This window comes from Apibacter mensalis, from assembly GCF_001418685.1.
GTDB classification, from domain to species: Bacteria; Bacteroidota; Bacteroidia; order Flavobacteriales; family Weeksellaceae; genus Apibacter; species Apibacter mensalis.
The window spans coordinates 109,137-131,441 of record NZ_LIVM01000007.1 but is presented as its reverse complement, the minus strand read 5'-3'; the positions used below and the strand labels follow the sequence as shown (position 1 = coordinate 131,441).

The following is a 22,305-nucleotide window of genomic DNA, read 5'->3' as shown; positions in this document are numbered from 1 at the left end:
AGTTTGGCGAGACAGTACGTTTCCTGCCGGGTCATATTCCAGTTGGGTTAGCCCTGCGCTCGGATGTTCCAGTTGGGTTCTTCTACCGGCCAGGTCATATGCCGAGCGTGTTTTTTGTCCTTCGGTATCGGTTACTTCCAATAACTGGTTGATGGCATCGTAGGCATAACGGGTGCTTATGATTCCGTCCGGGCCTGAGAGTTGTTCGGTCTTTGCGGTAAGTCCGGATCCGTTGGTATAGGTTTTCTGTTTACCTCCCAACGCATCGGTAAAGGTAGTTACTTGGTGTCTTTCGGTCGGATTCAGTGTATACTCGGTGGTTTGGGTACTTGAATCCGGAAAAACAGTAGCCACGGTACGATCCATCAGGTCGTAACGGTTTTTTGTTGGTTTAACTTGATCAAATTCTCGATTGAAGCGGGTGGCTTGCGCGGTATCTTCGGTTACCGGATAGTAGGTTTCTACTACGCGTCCGAAAGGATCCAGCTTGGTTCGTCCGCTTACGATAAGTACGTGTTCATCTTTAGGATTACTTCCGTTATAATCGGTCTTGGTGATTATTCCGTCTTTTTTTACCTGTACGTTTCTTCCTGCTCCGTCTACAAAACTGAAAGTTCTGATGTCTTGAGTGGGGTGTTGCGGGTTGTAATGATACGTAATCGCATAAGCCGGGTGTTGAATTTCTCCTTCTGAATTGAACTCTGCTGACGGGTGATAGGTATATTTGATGGTATATGGCCGTTCGAGTTCTAATTCATTGGGTCCGGTGATGGTCTCTATTCTTCCCAGATTATCTAGAGTGGTTTCGGTAAAATAGCCGTTAATGTCTTTTCGAGTCAACGCTATTCCGTACCGATAGTCGTAATTTTCCAATTGACTGGTATAGCCATACGCATCATCTGTGCGTTCTACATACATGTGATAATCTCTGTCGTAGCGGTATTTATACCACATGCGTTGTCCTTTATGATTGACCGGAAGAGTTTTTTGAGTGATATTTCCGTATGAGTCGTACTTGAGGTCGGTTACGGCTTGTTGTTCGTTATTGAGTTTTTGACGTACTTGGGTCAGGTGATTGGAATAATTCAAGTCGTATTCGGCTGAGACTTCTCTATACAATTCTCCTCGCTTGCCGGTTACTTGTACGTGTGTCGGTAAGCCGTATATATTTTTCGATGGATTCGAGATATAACTGATCTGTGTCTGGTAGTTATAGCTCCCCGTAGCGTTTTCTCCCAGGTTTCCGCTGTCGCTGTAACGATATTTTAACAACTCTCCGTATTGGTCCTTTAAATCATAGGTATACCACGATTCATTGGTAACCATACCCGCATCCTTCCCTTCATAGGATAGGTTGCGTACATATTTTAAGGGTGTAAAAGCGGCTTCGTGGTCAGAACATACCTTTTTAGCGGTAAATGAATAGTCGTTTTTGCTGTTTTGTTTTACTGTGTATTGGTAGTATGTATTTTCCGTTTCGACATATTTTTTTCCTTGTCCATCGGTTAGGGTTGTTTTCAACAAATTCCCTGAGGTGTAGTAATTGGATACGTCGTATTGTTCTATGGTTTTGCGATAGATTTGATTGTTGTTCTCAGTATCTATGCTCAATTTCTCTACTTTTCCAAAGCCTAAAAATTCTCGTTCGTGGCGGTCTTGTTTTCCTTCTGAATAGCGATATTCCATACGGGTGTTGGCTCCGTCGTCATGGATCCCGTCGTCTACTTCTACTGAGGATAATACCCATTTGCCGCCCGGATGGTCATACGTGGCTGCTGAACGGCTGTAATCCAGCATGAATTTTCCTCCTATGGAATTGGAAACTTGGCTCAGCTTGTTGGTTCTGCCTATGGTGGAGCGTTTTACTTTTATGCTTCCCGAATTATCGGTCCAGACCATATCCGGATAGCCGTCTCCGTCAACATCTTTGATTTCAAATGAGGTATGTCCGGTGGAGTTGGAAGAGTTTACACCCGGATTCAACGATATTTTAATTGTGGGAGCCACAAGTAGCGGAATGACCAAATTTAAGGTGTAGGCAACATGGGTGGAAATGCTCACCGAAGACTGTTTAGACAGACGATTCATTTCTTTCCATTCCAGTTCCGGAGCAAAGGAAGTTCCTTTGTTTAAGGAAACCCACGCTTTTCCGTTGTCTATGCGTACTTTATCTGCCAAACCGTCATTGTTTACATCCATAAAGCTGAAGCTTGGTTTGTTGGTTACCGTAGTTACGTTCACTCCCCCGGCAAAACTGGAAGATGCTTTGTCTGTTGGTTTAGCCAGTAAATCAATCCCAAGATCTACTCCTCCGGTAATGGTTTCTGATCGGGCGGTTTGTATTTCGTTGATATCCCAATCTACTTCGGGGGTGAAGCTATAGCCCAAGTTCAAACGTACTTTTCCGTTTTTATAGACTTTATCCGGCAATCCGTCTCCATTGATATCCAGTAGGCTATGTTCTGTTTTTTCGTTCATTTTGGGTGCACTGAACGATAGGTTTACTGAGCTTATCCCTACTTGTGAGGCTTTGGAGTCTATGGAATTATTCTTTTCTCCCCCGGTTAGTTTATTGAATATGGAAGCTGCGGTAATGGGATTGGCTCCTAATCCATAAGCTTTACTGGTGCTGGTGCTTCGATGGTTACCTGTGAAACCGTTGCGAGAATCAATGATTTCGCCGTCAAATCCTCCGCGGGTATTGGTAAATTGGATTTTGTTTTGGGTAATGATATCCGGATATCCGTCTCCGTTCATGTCGGAATAAGATACGGTAGTTTCATCGATGCCTTCGGAATCATTGTAGTTTACTCCCACTCCAAAAGAAGCTCCTGTTTGTTTGGTAGTGTTTTTGGATTTACTCATCAGTTTTATTCCCACTGCCGTAGAACCTTGTATACAGCTTCCTGTGGAAGGTGATTTACTGCTTAAGCCTTCCAGCGGATTGGTGAGCTTCACGTCTTTTTCGCCCAAACGGGAAGCACTCAGTATTCCATCCTTTGCATACACATATCGGTCTGCTCCGGACCAATAGCTTTTGGTTTGATTGTCCAGTGCCATAGGTATAAACACCATGGTTCTGGGGTCTAATTCTGCATTTTCATTTTCCGGAAGTTTTAATTCTTTTTCGTCCATAGGGTGGGCATAGCGTCCGGCATGGGCATTATAGATAAACTGGCCCCAACCTCTATACAAGGGTCCGAATCCTTTTTCTCTTTCTTGGATATATACATTAGACCTTCGTGTAGTCGGTTTTCCGTTTTGGGGGGTCAGGGTATAGTCTAAGCTCCTCAGGTTATTAATTAATCCTTGATCTTTCGTATAGGCCTCGATCCATAGGTTTTCTGTTAAGGATCCGCTGCTGGTTACTTCTATATCGGTTATGGGGGGAGTAAGAACTTTTCCGCCTTCTACTCTTATTTGGTAATGTCCCACTAAACCGGTGGTTTTCTTTACGGCAATATAAAATTCTCCCGAAAATTTATAGAGTTGGTTGGAATATTCCGGTATGGCATCAAACAACAGGGCTATTTTTTTGGTTTGATTGGCCTGCTCAAATTTCAAGGGATAATAGGTACCTTCCCATCTGTGGTGATAAATACTGTAATTTACTGTTGCCGGTACCGGTTCTTCTTCATCCAATTTTATTTTCGGTGCCCACTTCACTTTTTTCCAATTAACAGTTGTAGGTGAACTCAATGAAAAATAGAAATTGGTCAAGTGGGAACCTTCCGGTACTTGTATTTCTAAATTTCCGGTATGGGTTTGATTCCATCCATAGGTTTTTTCAAAAATGACTTTTTCCTTGGTACGATCTTCGTTCGTTTGGATTACTTTTACGGTAACGTCATCGGAAGTGATCGGTTTTTCGAAATTTCCTGTAATTTTCGCATTTTTAAATTCTCCTGTACTGGTTACATTATCTTGGGAAGGAATGTCAGCTTCTTGGGATGGAAAGCTGTACATTTTTTGTCCATCAGGATTTATACTGTTTAAATCTGCCCACATATAGCCCGATTGTACATAGGTGATCACAGGGCTCCATTGTACCTGGTCGAAACTGCCGTTAGACATTTCTTGATTTCCGGATTGTACTCTGAAATATATTTTGTCTCCTTTTTGTATCGTTTCGGACAGTGTTACATTTGAGGGATAAGTGGAAAAGTCTCCTTGGTTTATATTCTTACTCCATTTTTCCTTTCCTTTATACTGAATGGCTACTCTAACTCCGTCGGCTTTTTCATATTCTTCGGTATCATAGTCGCCCGAAGGTGCTTGAAGCTGTACATTCCCTTCTATTTTTATTTTTCCGTCAAAGGGAGCTTCCCAAACTTTTACAACGTCGTAGGGCGGCGAGTTATAGATCAGATCTTTTTGTTCCTGCGGATCTACTTCGGTATCGGAACTATCAATGGTTCCTCCTCCCATAATCGGGCTCGGAGTCAGGGAGCTTTCCAAAGAGAAAGTAGGCAGTAAATTTCCGTCTTTATCGCGGGTAATGTGGTTAAAGTATACTTTTCCGTTGGATACAACATCTAATAAACCATCACTGTTTACGTCCGCAAAATATACGGTGGTGGTGGTTTTTGTACTTCCTCCACTTACCCCTACGGTTGCCGTTGCCCAACCTATTCCTACTCGGGCTGAGCCGCCTCCGTTGGAACTGGTAGACTTGGTTTTAGAGAATTTATTAATTCCATGTATGGCTAGGGGTTTACCGAATTTTTCTCCTTTTAATGGGGTCAATAAATGCGGCTCGTAATAAAGTACTCCGTTCTTTTGATAGACTTTATCTGTAAGTCCATCCCCATTGATATCTATAAATGTTGATTTTCCTTCGGTTACACTGCTGGAATAACTGTAGCTTCCGCCCAGGGTACCACTGGTAAATTGGGAATCTCCGTTAAAAATCCCTATTCCGGTATAAAAAGATCCTCCGTTGGATGTAGTGTTGCTTTGGTTGAGTCTTTCGCCTTGGGGTGACCATATTTCTTCTTGCCGGTTAAAGGGTTGGTAGCCTTGTTGGGATTGTACATCGTCGTAATAAGCAAGGTGGTGGGTGGTAAATTCTTTTCCTTGATCGTCTTTATGGGTTATTTTATCTAAAAGGTCTGCATAAAATGCTCCCGGTTTGTAGGTTAATTCGTATTCTCTTAATTTACTTCCTTCAAAGTATACTTCTACTTTGGTTAGAAGTCGGTCTTGGGAGCTTAAAAAGCCATAGCGGGCAGAGGTGTTTTGTTTTTGTTTGGTTTTAGTTGAGGTGAATTTTACTACTGTATGTGCTGCTTTTCCTTTGTTGCCTGCATGGACTTCTTTCAGATAGAGTTCTTTGGAAATCAGTCCGCCTTTTACGGGATTTTCTATTGTTTCGTAATGGTACTCTATCCAATCTCCGTGCAATTCTTCTATTCTTGAGAGTTTCCACTCGGATATGACTTCACGGCTTTTTCCCGATACGTCGGTAAAGGTTCCTTTGAGGATCCCGTTATTTCCTCCATAGGTATATTTCACTCCTTTTCTGTTAATTACTTCCCAGGTATATTTTCCGGGGGCATTCCCTTTTCTTTGAATAGTCGCAAAGCTGCCTTCTTTTCTTGAATAAAATAATCGGTCGGCTTTTCTGGATATTTTTTCTCCGCGATGGGCTAGGGAGATGTTTCCATCAGAGCCCGTGGTTACCAGCTGAACGCCATCCATCAGATAGGTCTCTGTTTCTTTGGAGGTATCATACCGCGGTACTCCCCAACGAGTATCTACGGTTATGCCGGGAACATTTAAATCCCAGCCCTGGCCTAACCAACCGCTTCCACCGTCACTGTTGTATTGGATTCCTAAAGACGGACTCATTCCGTTGCGTGCTGGTGGCATTTCAAAGGTATAGTTTAAGGCAGCGGTTCCTCGATTGTTGGCACCGGGGGCACTTATCAAATTTACTTTTGATAAGGGATCGGCAACTTGGATATTGCTCATGGTAGTGGGGGCAAAGCCATCGGTATCAGGTGATTCGGGAACTTGTATTACTCCGTTGATCATATCGGTGAAATGGGTGGTACGCGAAATGATTACCTGATTTTTGGTGTCTATGCTGTCTCTTTCCAAAGCGATCCAATGGCGGCTTTCCACATCAAAATAATAAGTACGGATGTCTTTTTCAGTATAGCCATTCGGAATTTTGGTCCGGTCATAGGCTAACTTTATAATGGCTCCCTCTTTAAAATGTTCTCCGTGAGGCAAAAATTTGTATCCTTCTGCTTTTCCCGTCACGTTTTTCATACCCATTTCCAAGGCGGGTACATCTATGCTTCGTAATCCTCGTATGAGTATTTGTTTGTTGTTGAGCAAATTCTTGCCTTTTACACTCAATTCGGCGCCTAATAAGGTAATTGTATTGTTTTCATTCTCTTTTTTAAACCACGTTTGCGCTTGGGGTGAAGACGATTGTAACGTGTAAGAATAATCTTGTTTACCGGATAAAATTTCAGTTGTCTTTACTTCTCTAATTCCTTCGGTAACCAATTTTATAGCATCTACTTTACCGGAAAGCACCGTTTCAAATTCACCTTGATATGTGACAACTTCTGTATGGTTAATCTTAATTTTACGATCTTTTCCGTCCGCAAAATATCCTTTAACATAGGTGTCTCCTCCTTCATAAGCATATGCTTCCCAAGTAATTGGGTTTACTTGAGTTGTTGGATTTTCAACTTCAATTTTTAAGTTTTTTATTTTATAGCCGTATTGAGCTTCTTGGGGTATGGAAAATTGGATATAATTAGTGCCTTTTTGCAGCCAATCGGAATTAATTTCTTCTTTTTGATGAGTCCATCCGAAATACTTTTGTATTAAATATCCGCCTCTGTTCATTCGATCATTGATACTTCTGGAAACTCCATTTTTATCGGAAATTCCATATAATTCATAGATCAAATACACTTTTTGATTTTGCCGGGGTTTCTGATCCAGATAAATGGTGAAAATATTATCTTCAGGGTTATCAAAAATTTTATTCTCCAAGGTCCCGATAATACCTTCTTTACTATTTGAGTGGTATAGGGTGGATTGGGTGGTAACTGTTTTATTTGAAATTTTTGTCTTTTTTGTTTCTTTACTGTATTTATCCACGGATTTTTCCGTATTGTCGGATTCAGCATCAATAGCATCTACTTCTGTAGGTTGTGTATGGATCATACGTGTTTCCCTTGCCTTATATTTTTTATGTTCTAATAAGGGAATATAGGGGGAAAAGCTCTGTAACGTCATCGTGGAAAGTAACACTAATGACACAAAACGGGCTTGCTTTGAATTTAATTTCATAATAATGTACTTTTTTTAGTAATTAGTTGATGGAAATCTTTTTGGTAAATTCACCTTCATCGGAAAATATTTTTACTATATATACTCCTGGGGAAAGACCTGTAATATCGAAATTATGATCAGTATCGTTTTTGTTAATTTGTTTATTAAATACCATATTTCCGGAAAAATCGAATACGGTAATCATAATCGAAGAGGGATGTTTTAATTTAATACTTCCTGATATTTCGGATTTATTATTAAAATCTTTATAATAGAATTGAACAGGGTTATTAGACTTTACCAATTGGTCCGTATTCTCTATTTCTTTATCTTTAGCACAGTTGTTTTTTAGAATAACGGTTTGTTCTAATGTAGTTTTAGAAAGATTTTCTGTTTTTGGATAGGGATGAACTCCTTGATAATTCCAATAAGTTGGCAGGGATTCATTAAATCCGTCTGTATTTCTTATGTTATAAATTCCTCCTGCGTTGTGGTTTAGTTTCACGGCAAAATAATGGTAGTGGGTTATTGACTCTGTATAGAAGGTTTTTCCGTTTATCTTATAGTAAACTTTATACGGTGATTGTCTCTCATTAAAATCTTTATAAATCTGAATTCTATCTCCTTCTTTTACAAAAACATTAGCTAATGGGGTGCTGCTTTTTACTTGGTTTTTTATTATATAAATACGTCCTTGTTTTATTTCAAATCCTGATTGAATTACGATATCGGATACAGAATTGGACCTTGGATTCAGAGATAATCCCATCTGGAAATCTTGATCAGTTCCTTTTAGGGTTGTTTCAAAGAAACCTCCTCGATCCCAATCTATGCTCTGTATGCTATGGGCTTTTGCTTCTACACCGGTAGAGTCTGATAGTATGTTAAAGCCTCCCAGCTCTTTTAATTTTAATGTATATTCGCCTGCGGAAAGTCCGTTTAAATATAAATCCTTACCAAAAAATACTCCGGATTTTTTTATTTCTTGATCTTTTTGATCGATCAATTCATATTCAAACCCTTCATCTCCTCTTAATATTTTTATCTGTATGGATCCATCCTTTTCAGTTGTAGAAGAAGCATCACAGCCAGGATCGGTTTTATTTATTTTTGCAATTATATTATCAGGCCTGTATCCGAAGGTAAAGACATCTTTTCCACTAAAATCTGTATCAAAGAATACATTATTAAATATTACTTTTTGCCTGTAGGGGTCGTACTCATCCGATAAATAAAAATCCGTATTTTCTAATTTAAAATCTCCCGTTCCGGATCGGTCTATTAAAAGATAGGCTCTGCCGTCTTTATATTCTGAAAATTCTTCGGCTCTGTGTTTAATGTACCCTAATTCAACTCTATTACCGCTATTTATTAATCCTCCGATTCTTAAGTCTTGAACCTCCGATTCTAAATTCCATCGGTACATGACAAGACTAACGTGGAAGGGTTTATTTATGTCTTCTTCATCCAAGGGTATATTGGGAGAATCAAACCCGGGAATAGGGGGAGCATATCCGTTAAATCGTATAATAAAGTTATCTTTGGTCTTATCGATTTGTATTCGATCGCCTACATGTACTTTATGATTGATTTGATGGGTGACGATACCTTTGATAACGGTAAATATTTTTCCTTGATGGTCTATAAACACTCCATAATTTGCACTAGGCTTTTGTTGATTCGTAACCTCTTGGGTCCCGAATTTTAACATGATTCCTCCATAAGGATTACCTAGGGTTAAGGATGCATGCCCCTCATATCCTGGTAAGGGGAGCTCAGTATACATGATCGCTGTCTCAGAATCCTTGCTACGATCATTGACCATTTTTATCCGGGAATATTTATATTTTTCTTTTACCGCTACTAAATTATCAGATACCTTCCAGGATACATCTTGTATTTTAGTTTTATATTTGTTATTACGGGTATTTATTAACCAACGTCGATTCATGATATTCATACCGGCAAGGCTTTCAATCTGAGCGGTTTTAAGATCCTTATTGTTATCGCCCCAAATCATATAATAGGTATCTTCTAAAGAATCAGCAGGGAATTTTTCAATAACCAGTAATTTATTTCTATTGGAAAGATTATAATTATTGGCATCATCATAGGAATCCCCTTCTAATGAATAGCTGTAGTAGGGGCTTTCTTCATACGATGTGCTGCTTTTTCTTTGGTATAATCCACTAGCGTCATCTCTATAAATACCTGTAACCCGGTGATTATATTTTTCATTTTGATCTTTATCCCAAAGTAATTGGCCGTTACTACCTATCAATGAATTATCTAACATAAAACCGTATTTTAATGCTAAATACGATTCTGCTTTTATTTTTTCTAAGGGATTTAATAATCGATCAAATAGGATTAATTCGGGCATATACGCTCTATATATCGTATTAGGATCAAAAAGGTTGGTATTGTAAGTTGAATTGTTATATTGATTGAATGAATAAAATTTTTCACCTATGGATAAATGTGAGCTCCTTCTCTCTCCCCATACATCGGTTGATCGTTTATTAGCCCGAAAATAGGTGAACAATCGCATGGTTTTTTCTTGATAGGCCGATAATTCCGCGTGGGTATTTTCTTTAGGATGGTACATTAAATCGTTGCCTTCTTTGGATCCGTAGTCCAAAACTCCTTGATTACTTTCATTGCTATGTATGATTTTATCTTTGTTTAAAACCAATCCTTTTCCTTCGACTCCGTTAAGGGTAAAAATATAGTCCGGGTATTCGAATTTATTCCCCAATAGACTGGCTTCGGCATAAGTACCTAAAATCGTGGCTGTTGATAAATTCCCACTTTTTATTTGAATTTCTTTACTTACGCTTGTATTGGTTAAAAGTATCGAGGGGTTAAAATTAATGGACCTTCCGAAGGGATACCATTCAACTGCATACTCCGTGTTGCTATCATAGTGAGTAAGACGTAAGGAATCTCCTGAAAAATCTTTCCATAGATATCGGCCGTTAAGATTTTTGGTTTCCGGCACTGTTTTCATCCACAGGACAGCGCCGGAAACTCCTCCCGGACCTAATACTCTACTTTCTTGTGCTGAGGTAAATATGGTATTTACTCCTACCAGCAGCAGTAAGTATAATTTTCTCATAGTTTTTAGAATTTTTTTTTTTGCAAATATATTATTTTATTTTTATTAAGCATATAAACACCTCATTAATCCTACTAAGTTTTATTATTATTAATTAATTATATTAATAGTTGTATTGTTTTAATTTTTAATTACACAATCAACATAACCGTTATTTATTAATAGATGCAATTTATTTTTTAATTATACTTAACTTTAATTTGACCCACTCTTTTTGATACTTATATTCTTTTTAAATACAGCTATGGTTATCTGTAAGGTTAATGTCTTACTATTATTAAGATATTATGTAATTTTGAAGAAAAATAATCTATGTCACCTCAAGAAATTCTCGCTAATATGCTTAATGCTCACGATTTAACCGGCATTGAATATAAGGAATGGATTCTCGTTGACGAACAGCTACCTGCCATACGTGCAGACACGTTTGATTATAAAGAGTATGAAGATGGAGCCGGTATACGTTTAGATATAACTTTGCTTTTACAAAATAAAAAAACTATTACGGAAAGTTATTTAGGAATTGGCAAAAATAAGATCAGTGCAGTTCAAAATGCTTTTCAAAATTTTGTGGCTAATTCTTTTCATGTTTTTTTATCTGCTTTTTGGCAGATAAATAATGAAGATCAGATTGGGATTGAGCAATGGAATATCAAAGGAAATGTATGGGAAGTATACATAGGTAATTTTGGTTGTAAAGGCGATTTCAACATCCCCGAGAATTTGTTTAAGACGATAGAGGAACAAATTCAAGAAGAAGATTTAAACGAAGATATATATTGGATACGTATATACTATGCTCATATAAATGGTAAAGAAATTATGATTGAAGCTTTAAAAAATAATGAAGCTTGGCCGGAAATGGAAAATAATTTGAAATTAGTTTCATGGGACATTTCAGAAAAATTTTACAGTCTTAGAAATTTTATTATCCTTAAACGAAGGAAAAATTATTTAAAATAACACGACTCAATTTTTATTGTAATAGTACTCCCCTCTTTTGCTTAGTTATATTCAAGACTCAATCCGGTATAAAAAAGTTTATTTCTTACTATTCTTAATTTAAAAATGATTTTCATAACCAATAACCTCTTTTTAATTAAATAAAGAGGAACAATGTGAGCTAAAATACAATTTCAAAAATTGAATAAATCATTACCTTTGTAAAAATTTAATTCAACTACACCCATGCAATATAATTTTCAGGAAATCGAAAAAAAATGGCAAAAAAAATGGATGGAACAACAAACATTTGCTGCTTCCAACAATACGGATAAACCCAAGTTTTATGTATTGGATATGTTTCCTTATCCATCCGGAGCGGGTTTACATGTAGGTCATCCCCTGGGTTATATTGCCTCTGATATTTATGCCAGGTATAAGCGCCACCAAGGTTATAATGTGCTTCACCCTATTGGATATGATAGTTTCGGACTTCCTGCAGAGCAATATGCAATACAAACAGGTCAGCACCCGGCTATAACTACAGAAGTAAACATCAATGGTGGAATAGATAATAAAAATACTATTATTGCCGGATATAACCATCAATTAAAAAAATTAGGATTTTCTTTTGACTGGAGTCGTGAAGTACGAACCTCTGATCCTGCCTATTATAAGTGGACGCAGTGGATTTTCATCCAACTTTTTAACTCCTGGTACTGTAATGATAAACAAAAGGCTCGTCCTATTGATGAATTAATAGAAATTTTTTCCAGACAAGGAAATGCACAAGTAAATGCTTGTACTTCCCAAAATGAAATATTCTCGGCTGAAAACTGGAACAGTTTTTCAGAAGAACAAAAACAAACCATTATATTGAATTACCGCTTGGCATATCGTGCGGAAACCACAGTTAATTGGTGTCCTGCTTTAGGTACGGTGTTAGCAAACGACGAAGTAGTTAATGGGGTTTCTGAACGTGGAGGATATCCCGTATATCAAAAAAATATGATGCAATGGTCCATGCGAATCACGGCCTATTCGGAACGACTTCTCTCCGGATTGGAAACTATTGATTGGAGTGAATCGATTAAAGAAAGCCAACGAAATTGGATCGGTAAATCTTTAGGAGCAGAAGTTATCTTTTCTGTTGCTGATTCAGATGTTACCGTAAAAATTTTTACCACTCGTCCGGATACTATTTATGGTGCTACCTACATGGTCATAGCTCCTGAGCATCCTCTGGTAGATCAAATTACTACCGGAAACTACTATGAAGCAGTAAACCAATATAAAGATCAAAGCATCAAACGATCTGAAAGAGAGCGAATAGCGGATGCTAAAACTGTTTCGGGACAATTTACCGGAGCATATGCCGTTAATCCTTTTACTCATAAAAATATTCCTATTTACATAGCGGATTATGTGCTATTTGGATACGGAACAGGTGCTATCATGGCTGTTCCTGCTCATGATGACCGTGATCATCGATTTGCTAAACATTTTGGGCTTCCTATTGTTGAGGTAATTAAAGGAGGAACCGACGTACAAGAAGAAGCTTTTTCTTCTAAAGAGGGTACTTGCATTAATTCCGAAATTTTAAATGGACTTACAGTCAAAGAAGCTCAATCTAAGATCATTGCTGAAATTGAAAAAATGAAAATCGGACATGGAACCACCCAATATCGATTACGTGATGCTGTTTTTTCACGTCAACGGTATTGGGGCGAACCTATTCCTATTTATTATAAGAACAACATACCATATGCGTTACCGGAATCCGCATTACCTTTGCTTCTTCCGAAGGTAGAAAAATACTTGCCTACGGAAGACGGAAATCCTCCTTTAGGCCGAGCCACTCAATGGGCTTGGGATATTGAAAATGAGCAGGTGGTAAGTAATGAACTTATTGATCATAGTACTATATTTCCTTTGGACTTAAATACCATGCCCGGTTGGGCCGGCAGTTCCTGGTATTATCTCAGATACACAGATTCTGCAAATAACTTCTGCCTTGCTGATAAAATGAAAATAAATTATTGGGAAAATGTTGACTTATACATTGGCGGCAGCGAACATGCTACGGGTCATTTGTTATATTCTCGTTTTTGGAATAAATTTTTAAAAGATTACGGATATCTGTCCCATGAAGAACCTTTCCAGAAATTGATTAATCAAGGTATGATTTTAGGTCAAAGTGCTTATATATACCGAATTAATGGAACCAATAATTTTATCTCTTATAATTTATTAAAAGAAGTACAGAATACTACTCCCCTGCATATTGATGTAAAACTTCTTAAAGGGACCACGAATGAAGTTGACTTAGATCAATTACGAAACTGGAGGGATGAATTTAAAAATGCTGAATTTATCCTTGAAGAAGGAAAATTTATATGCAACAGAGAAGTAGAAAAGATGTCTAAATCTTACTATAATGTTATTAATCCGGATGATGTTTGTGAAGAGTACGGAGCCGACAGTTTACGTATGTATGAAATGTTCTTAGGTCCTATCGAACAGGCTAAACCCTGGAATACTCAAGGATTAAGCGGAGTTCACGGATTTTTAAAAAAATTCTGGAAGCTGTATCATTCCGGAGAAGGGGAAACTTTCTATATCTCGGAAGAAAACCCTACTAAAGAAGAGCAAAGAATAATTCATCAGTTAATTAAAAAAATAAAAGATGACTTGGACCATTTCTCTTTTAATACATCAATAAGCTCTTTTATGATTGCTACGAATGATTTGGTTAAAATTAAATGTTATAAAAGAGAAATCCTGGAATCCCTGTGCATTTTAATATCGCCTTATGCCCCTCATATAGCCGAGGAATTATGGGAGAAATTAGGTCATGAAAATAGTATTGAATTCCAGCCATTTACTGAATTTAACGCCGAGTACTTAATTTCAGATACCTACGAATATCCGGTCAGCTTTAATGGCAAAGTGCGTTTTAAAATCGAAATACCGATTTCTGCCACTCCTCAAGAAATCGAAGAAGCCGTACGGGCTCATGAAAAAACTCCCAATTATTTAGACGGCAAACAACCTAAAAAGATTATTGTTGTACCCAAACGAATTGTTAACATTGTGATTTAAAAATACGTAGAAAACCAATCCTTTCTAGGGTTGGTTTTTTACTATCCTACTTATTTTTTCAACTATTCATTGGTCGTTAATCCTTCCTATACAGATGAGACCATACCGGTAATCCATTTTAGCCTGATTCGAAGCTAAAAAAAGACAGCTGAAGAAACCATGTATATACAGTTACTGTATTTAATTAAACATTGTGTAGACATACTTTCAAACATACTGTATCCGACTATAATGGATATTTAAAGTCATTGAATTTTTGATTCATCTCAAGTATATCTTATATTATAATGATTATTTTTGATGTATTATATTTAATAATATTATAATACAGTCGTTTTTTTATTGGAATTTAAGAAATAAAATGTATCTTTGTAGCATATTTATCGATCATTAATAAAATTACTTATCAAGAAAGGTGGAGGGAATTGGCCCTATGATACCTTAGCAACCCTCTTATATGAGTAGGTGCTGCATCCAACCGTAAAGGAAAGATAAGTCGAAACAGCTTACATATAAATGTAATAATACAAGCTTCTTTCGACCTACAAAAAGAAGCTAATTAATTTTTTTAGCAATTGAAGGGAAATCTTGTATAAGTTGTTTTATTATGATTAATGAATTTTAAAGCATTTATTAATTAGAAAAAACAACCTAATCATGAAATTAGAAACAAAATTAGTGCATATTTCCAGACCTGATGAATTTACCGGGGCCATCTCCACTCCTATTTATCAAACTTCTTCTTATATGCAGGAAGCACCGGATGTAAACAAAGGGTTTGCATATACACGAACGGCTAATCCTACCCGCAAGGTTGTTGAACAAGCCATAGCAGAATTAGAGGGAGGTATTGCCGGATTTGCTTTTTCTTCGGGACTGGCAGCAACAGATTGTGTTTTAAAGTTATTAAAACAAGGAGATGAAGTCATTGCTGTAAATGATGTATATGGGGGTACATATCGAATATTAACAACGGTTTATAATAAATTAGGTGTGACTTCCAAGTTTATTGATACTACTAATATTAAAAACGTAATAAATGCTGTTTCAGATAAGACCCGTTTCATTTGGCTGGAAACTCCTACCAATCCAACATTAAAAATATCCGATATAAAGGAAATTGCTAAAATTGCCAAGCAAGTCGGTGCCCTATTAATTGTAGACAATACATTTTTATCTCCCGCTTTACAACAACCGATACATTTAGGTGCTGATATAGTTGTACATAGTGGGACTAAATATCTCTCCGGACATGGAGATGTTCTTTCTGGATTTGTGGTAGTAAAAGATTCAAAAATTGCCGAGAATTTAAAATATCTGCAAAATACTTCCGGAGGTGTGCTCTCTCCTTTTGATAGCTGGTTAACCTTACGAGGAATTCAAACACTTTATCTCCGTATAGAAAAGCATTCTCAGAATGCTCAAAAAATTGCTGAATATTTAATCACTCACCCTCAAGTGGATAAAGTATACTATCCCGGATTAAAAAACCATCCAAACCATGCTATTGCAGCCCAACAACAAAAGGGCTTTGGCGGAATGATTTCTTTCACCTTAAAAAACGATAGTTTAGAAGCCGCAAAAAAATTTTTAACTCGTACTAAAATATTTCTTCTAGCTGAAAATTTAGGCGATGTAAGAAGTCTGGGAAGTCATCCTGCTACCATGACTCACAAATCAACTCCTGAAGAAGTGCGTAAAGAAACAGGAGTTCAAGATTCTTTAATTCGTTTATCAGTAGGAATTGAAAATGTAGATGATCTTATTAATGATATCAAACAAGCATTAGATTGATAAATAACTATAGTAATACCATATTATGACAAGAAATAAACTTAAATTGGGAATTTTTGGATTCGGCTGTGTAGGAACAGGATTGTATAAAGTGTTGGAAGAAGCAGAAAGTGTTGATGCAACTATTAAAAAAATTTGTATTAAGCACCCCGATAAACCTAGACCTATTGATAAAAAATATTTTACTACTGATAAAAATGAATTATTATACGACTCTGAAATTGGAGTCATTGTTGAATTAATTGACGATGCAGATGCTGCCTTTGCTATTGTCTCAGAGGCAATGAAAAACGGAAAATCCGTAGTATCAGCCAATAAAAAAATGATCGCTGAACATTTACCCGAACTAGTAAAGCTTGAAAAAAAATATCAAGTTCCCCTACTCTATGAAGCTTCTGTTTGTGCCAGTATTCCCATTATTAGAAATTTAGAAGAATACTACGACAATGATTTACTAACCTCAGTATCAGGAATTTTTAACGGATCAACTAATTTTATCTTAACTAAAATGATCCATGAAAAACTTTCTTATCCTGTAGTTTTACAAGAGGCACAAGCCAAGGGATTCGCAGAATCAGACCCTACCCTGGATGTAGAGGGAATTGACCCTAAATATAAGTTGTGCATAATTCTTTTCCATGCTTTCGGACTTATTACTAAACCTGAATCTATATTTAATTTTGGGATATCTAGAATTAGCGATTTTGATCTGGAATTTGCTCGTCAAAGAAATTTTACCATTAAGTTGATAGCCAGATGCAATAAAAATAATAATGAAATTACCGGTTTATGTGCACCTACTTTTATAGAGAAAGAAAATACATTAGCTCATGTAAACTATGAATATAACGGGGTGATTTTAAAAAGTGCTTTTTCAGAAAAGCAATTGATGATTGGTAAAGGTGCCGGAGATAAGCCGACAGGTTCTGCCGTGCTTTCGGACATTTCTGCTTTAACATATGATTACAGGTATGAAAACAAAAAATACATACATCTTAACAAACAATTGAAATTAGTTGATACTAAAATTTATAAGGTTTATGTAAGATATCCTGATCCATTTTCCGGTTTTAATGATTTTGATTCTATTGAAGAACAATACAGCAGTATCTTAGGCAACTACTTGATAGGACATATCTGCTTACGCAAATTAGCTCACTCCTCATGGATTAATGATACTAATATAAATGTTATTTTTTTCAGCTGATCTTAATTGTGATTATTATTTAATGCCTTATCATATAATTCTTTATATATTGGAATGATCTTAGAATTATCAAAAAGTAGAGCTTGTTCTTTAGCTTGTTTTTTAAAAAGTGAAAGCATCTTTTCATCTTTCAGTAGCCTTATGGCATTTTTTGCCATGGAATGAACATCACCAACCGGTGATACAAATCCGGAAAAACCGTCTTTATTAACTTCAGTGATTCCTCCGGCATTACTTGAAATAACAGGTATGCCGCAAGACATGGCTTCTAAAGCTGCCAACCCGAAACTTTCTTGTTCTGAGGGTAGTAAAAATAAATCTGCAATGCTTAAAATAGATGATACATCCACTATTTTACCCAGCATTTTTATTTTATCCTCTACATGATAAACTTGAGTTAAATGCTCTACAGTTTCTGTTTCAGGTCCTTCTCCAACAATTAATAATTTCGATTTAACTTCCTTCTGTACTAAATTGAAAATAGACATTACATCATCAATACGTTTTACCTTTCTCAAATTAGAAACATGTATCATCAGTTTTTCATCTTCAGCAACAAAATTCCTTCTGACACAAGGGCTTGAAATTTTTATGGAATTATCAATAAAATTCGGGATTACTTCTATATCCTTTTTAATTATAAACGCCTCATAAGTATCTTGTTTCAAACTTTGAGATACGGAAGTTATATAATCGGATTTATTTATTGAAAATTCTACTCCGGATTTATAAATAGGATGACTTCCTACTAAGGTAATATCCGTACCGTGCAAAGTAGTGATTACCGGTAATTCAATACCTTTCTCTTTTAAAATTTGCTTAGCAAAATAAGCTGCATAGGCATGGGGAATTGCATAATGTACATGCAACAAATCCAATCCGTAGGTTTCTGCAATATTTACAATAATGGTAGATAATGCTAAAGAAAAAGGTTGATATTCAAATAAAGGATACTGTTTAACGCATACCTGATGAAAATATATATTGGGTAAGGTGACATCCAGCTTTGCCGGAATACTATAGCTTATAAAATGTGCTTCATTGCCTAATGCAGCCATCTCCATTCCCAATTGAGTGGCAACTATACCGCTCCCGCCAAAAGTAGGATAACAAACAATTCCGATTTTCATCTTATTGTAAAAAATTTAAAAGATCATAATAATTTTCAGAATTTATGCCATGCCCTTCATTGTATTCATGATATTCAAAATCCAAATCTAATTCTTCACCAATAGATTTAAATTGTCGAGACCATATAATTGGAATGACAGGGTCTTGTTTTCCATGGGAAAAGAAAAATTCCAATTGTGAAAAATCATCCCCCATATTGATATCTTTTAATAATTCAGGATCGGGGTATCCACTTAAACAGGCGACTTTTTTAAATCTTTTAGGATAGTGTAAAGCTAATGAGAAAGAAAGTATGGCTCCTTGACTAAAACCTAACAATGTTATAGAATTAGTATTAAAAGTATATTTATTACTTATTTGATCTAAAAATTTCATAATAATCTTTTGTGATTCTATCGCCTGTTCCGAATTAATCATTTTAGCGCCTGAAGTAAAATCTAAATCATACCAAGCATATCCTCCCATACTAATTTCTTTTACTGCACGTAAACTGATTACATAAGCATCATCGGGTAATTCTTCTGCAAAACTGAATAAATCTTGCTCATTACTTCCATATCCATGCAGCAAAAGTATTAATGAAGGTGAATCGGTAGCTGACTTAGGCTCTCTAAGTAAATAATGGACCATATTCTTCTATTTAGTTAAACAAATATACTCTTTTTTGAAGAAGTACTATCAAATACTATCTAAAGATCATGTTATCTTTGATTATCTATACGTATTTAACAAAAAGTAGCACGGATGTTTAGATATCATGACTATGATTTACTTAGATACATAACTTACTTGAAAAATATACTATTGTATACAATACTATTTTAGATTATTTAAAAATTATTCATTTATATAAAATTTGAAAGATATTTTATAATACCCTTTTGTTTATTCTATCACCCTATTTTCTAACATAGGAACAAACTGATAATCACCAAATTCCATGGTTTCAAATGTATTTTCGTCTAATTTAAGTACGGTATACATTTTTTGTTCTTTCTCTCCAATTGGGATAACCATTATACCTCCTATGGCTAATTGTTCCAGTAATTTTTTAGGCATGGTTGGAACTCCTGCTGTAACTATAATTTTATCAAAAGGAGCAAAGGAAGGAAGGCCTAAATACCCATCACCAAAAATTTGATGTTTCGGTGTGAAATTAATTTTTCTAAGTATTTTTTTGGAGAATTCAAATAATTCTTTTTGTCTTTCAATGGTAAAAACTTGTGCTCCTAAAGCCACTAAAACGGAAGTTTGATACCCGGAGCCTGTGCCGATTTCTAAAACTTTCTCTCCTTTTTGAATATGTAATAATTGAGTTTGAAAAGCTACTGTATACGGGTGGGAAATGGTTTGATTAGATAATATGGGAAAAGCTCGATCTTCATAAGCTAAATCTTCAAATATGGAGTCTATAAAAAGATGACGAGGAATTTTATTTAGGGCATTCAATACAATTTCATCATTAATACCTTTTTGCTTAAGTAAATTAATTAGTTTATTTCTCTTTCCTTTATGTTTTAATGTATCCTGTTTCATTGCATTGCAAGTTATTTAAAATATAAATGGAAAACAATACTTGTTATACCGGACAAAGGTTGAATTTAAGCTATAAAAATAATTTTTACATGAAATTTATAGTTATTTAAAAACCACCTGTTTTTTATCTTATTTATTTTTTATTTTTTTAAATCTTTTAGGAATAATTAAACCTAAATTAAGCAAAACTATGGCTATAAGTATGAGTACAATTCCCAACCATTGCAATAAAGTCACCTTTTCATTAAGTACGAACTTCGCCATCATGACTGAAACCGGGAGTTCCAAAGAAGCTATTATACTTCCTATTCCTATTCCAACAATAGGCATACCTTTGGTAAATAAAAAAGGTGGAAGAATAGTTCCAAACACAGCTAAAATAATACCCCATGTATAAAATATTGAAAAATGGAAAGGTTGTGTTATTAGAGCATGTGCCCAAATTAACGAAACCATAAGGGTAGCTCCGACAAGCAGATAAACTGAACGTAGGGCCGACGGCATAGTTAACGCTATTTTATTGGATGTAAACATTGAGAACGTATACGATAGAGCAGCTAAAATACCAAAAATTACTCCTGTTGCATTCAATTGAACATGAGATTCGTTGATAAGATTTGTAGCTAACAAGGTTCCTAAAAGAATCGTTACTATAGCTACAATTTCTACTAATGTAGGTTTTTTATGATTTATAATAAAATCAACCAACGCTCCCATCCAGACAGCCTGCATAAGTAAGACAATGCATATCGATACAGGAATTCCATAATGCACAGCCAGATAATAAAAAGTGCTGGTCAGACCAAAAGAGGTACCGCACAAAACTAAATGTAACTTATCACTTAAGGCGTACTTTTTTTCTTTATTTTCCTTTTTATTTTTACTGAAACCATGAAGTATAATAAGACCTAAAAGTCCAAGGACAGCTTGAGAAAAGGTAACTTCAGCAGTAGTGTACCCATCGTTATAAGATAGACGCACAAAAGTTGCCAAAACTCCATACGAAGCCGCAGCAAATGCTACAAAAAATAGCGATTTTAAATAGTTCACTTTCATTTAATTGTATGTATAATCCCTAAAGGCAGGCTCAAAGTTAAAAACTTAAATTTAGATACTCGATGAAAAATTTATGAATTAAATGATTTTTTTAATTTTAATTTAAATAATTTATAACTAAAAAGATAAAATTTTTAATAATTTGCAATATTAATCAGTAGATTATGAGCGTATTATTTTTGTATTTATAAATAAAAAGCACTACATTTGCGAACTTAAAAATTAAAAGAGCATAAATGCCAACTATTCAACAATTAGTAAGAAAAGGAAGAGCCACACTTACCAAGAAGAGTAAATCGGCTGCTTTAGATTCTTGTCCACAAAGACGTGGAGTATGTACTCGTGTATATACCACTACACCTAAGAAACCGAATTCTGCACTTAGAAAAGTAGCCAGAGTTCGTTTAACAAACGGTAAGGAGGTGAATGCATACATCCCGGGAGAAGGACATAATCTGCAAGAGCACTCGATAGTATTGGTGAGAGGCGGAAGGGTAAAAGATTTACCGGGTGTTCGTTATCACATTGTCAGAGGAGCTTTAGACACAGCTGGTGTTCAAGGACGTTTACAAAGAAGAAGTAAATACGGAGCTAAACGACCTAAAGAGAAAAAATAGTAGTAACGAAATTATTCAGGTAAAATGAGAAAAACGAAAGCAAAAAAACGTCCGCTTTTACCGGATCCTAAGTTTAACGATCAGTTAGTAACTCGTTTCGTTAACAACTTAATGAAAGACGGTAAAAAAAGTATAGCTTTTAAAATTTTTTACGATGCTTTGGAAATCGTAGAAACTAAAAAAGAAAATCAGGAAAAAACATCTCTGGAAATTTGGAAAGATGCTTTAGAGAATGTAATGCCTCACGTTGAAGTACGTAGCAGAAGAGTTGGAGGAGCTAACTTTCAGATTCCAATGCCTATTCGTCCGGATAGAAAAATTTCTATGGCGATGAAATGGTTAATTAAATATTCAAGAGATAGAAATGAAAAGTCTATGTCTCAAAAGTTAGCTGCTGAAATTATTGCTGCTGCTAAAGAGGAAGGTGCTGCAGTTAAAAAGAAAACCGATACGCATCGTATGGCTGAAGCTAATAAAGCATTCTCACATTTCAAATTCTAAAG

At 35.9% G+C, this 22,305-nt stretch carries 12 protein-coding genes and 1 riboswitch; of the genes, 6 read left to right on the top strand and 6 right to left on the bottom strand.

Annotation, left to right across the window (positions count from 1 at the left end; genetic code table 11):
- Both ASC36_RS06535 and ASC36_RS06530 read right to left on the bottom strand, forming a co-directional pair.
- A partial coding sequence (locus ASC36_RS06535) for a toxin TcdB middle/N-terminal domain-containing protein (protein WP_141656216.1) occupies positions 1-7,317 on the bottom strand: 7,317 nt, incomplete at its 3' end.
- A 22-nt stretch (positions 7,318-7,339) separates the two neighbouring features.
- Complete coding sequence (locus ASC36_RS06530) at positions 7,340-10,417, bottom strand: T9SS type A sorting domain-containing protein (protein WP_055425691.1); 3,078 nt, start codon at positions 10,415-10,417, stop codon at positions 7,340-7,342.
- Positions 10,418-10,729: 312 nt separating this feature from the next.
- Between ASC36_RS06530 and ASC36_RS06525 the strand changes: the two genes are divergently transcribed.
- The 4 genes from ASC36_RS06525 (at position 10,730) to ASC36_RS06510 (ending at position 17,462) form a co-directional block, all read left to right on the top strand.
- A complete protein-coding gene (locus ASC36_RS06525; RefSeq protein ID WP_055425690.1) occupies positions 10,730-11,380 on the top strand; it encodes a DUF6348 family protein in 651 nt (216 codons plus the stop codon).
- A 225-nt stretch (positions 11,381-11,605) separates the two neighbouring features.
- Positions 11,606-14,461 carry a leucine--tRNA ligase gene (gene leuS, locus ASC36_RS06520; RefSeq protein WP_055425689.1) on the top strand — a complete coding sequence of 952 codons (2,856 nt, stop codon included), beginning with the start codon at positions 11,606-11,608 and terminating at the stop codon, positions 14,459-14,461.
- A 400-nt stretch (positions 14,462-14,861) separates the two neighbouring features.
- A riboswitch (SAM riboswitch) is annotated at positions 14,862-14,959 on the top strand.
- A gap of 159 nt (positions 14,960-15,118) precedes the next feature.
- A complete protein-coding gene (locus ASC36_RS06515; protein ID WP_055425688.1) occupies positions 15,119-16,255 on the top strand; it encodes a trans-sulfuration enzyme family protein in 1,137 nt (378 codons plus the stop codon).
- Positions 16,256-16,280: 25 nt separating this feature from the next.
- Entirely contained in the window at positions 16,281-17,462 is a 1,182-nt protein-coding gene (locus ASC36_RS06510) for a homoserine dehydrogenase (protein WP_055425687.1), read from the top strand.
- Between the two features lie 2 nt (positions 17,463-17,464).
- On the opposite strand, the gene bshA is transcribed toward ASC36_RS06510, so the two are convergent.
- From bshA to ASC36_RS06490, 4 genes are all read right to left on the bottom strand, one after another.
- Positions 17,465-18,592 carry an N-acetyl-alpha-D-glucosaminyl L-malate synthase BshA gene (gene bshA, locus ASC36_RS06505; RefSeq protein WP_055425686.1) on the bottom strand — a complete coding sequence of 376 codons (1,128 nt, stop codon included), beginning with the start codon at positions 18,590-18,592 and terminating at the stop codon, positions 17,465-17,467.
- A gap of 1 nt (position 18,593) precedes the next feature.
- Positions 18,594-19,223, bottom strand: a complete 630-nt coding sequence (locus ASC36_RS06500) for an alpha/beta hydrolase (protein WP_055425685.1) — start codon at positions 19,221-19,223, stop codon at positions 18,594-18,596.
- 255 nt (positions 19,224-19,478) lie between these two features.
- On the bottom strand, positions 19,479-20,129 hold the full coding sequence (locus ASC36_RS06495) for a protein-L-isoaspartate(D-aspartate) O-methyltransferase (RefSeq protein WP_055425684.1): 651 nt from the start codon (positions 20,127-20,129) through the stop codon (positions 19,479-19,481).
- 129 nt (positions 20,130-20,258) lie between these two features.
- The gene (locus ASC36_RS06490) at positions 20,259-21,185 is read right to left on the bottom strand and encodes an EamA family transporter (RefSeq protein ID WP_055425683.1); all 927 of its coding nucleotides are present in this window, start codon (positions 21,183-21,185) and stop codon (positions 20,259-20,261) included.
- Positions 21,186-21,421: 236 nt separating this feature from the next.
- On the opposite strand from ASC36_RS06490, the gene rpsL reads away from it, so the two are divergent.
- Together rpsL and rpsG are read left to right on the top strand one after the other, a co-directional pair.
- Complete coding sequence (gene rpsL, locus ASC36_RS06485; RefSeq protein WP_055425682.1) at positions 21,422-21,802, top strand: 30S ribosomal protein S12; 381 nt, start codon at positions 21,422-21,424, stop codon at positions 21,800-21,802.
- 24 nt (positions 21,803-21,826) lie between these two features.
- Positions 21,827-22,303: a 30S ribosomal protein S7 gene (rpsG, locus tag ASC36_RS06480; protein ID WP_055425681.1), complete on the top strand. Its 477-nt coding sequence runs from the start codon at positions 21,827-21,829 to the stop codon at positions 22,301-22,303.
- Positions 22,304-22,305: the final 2 nt, after the last annotated feature.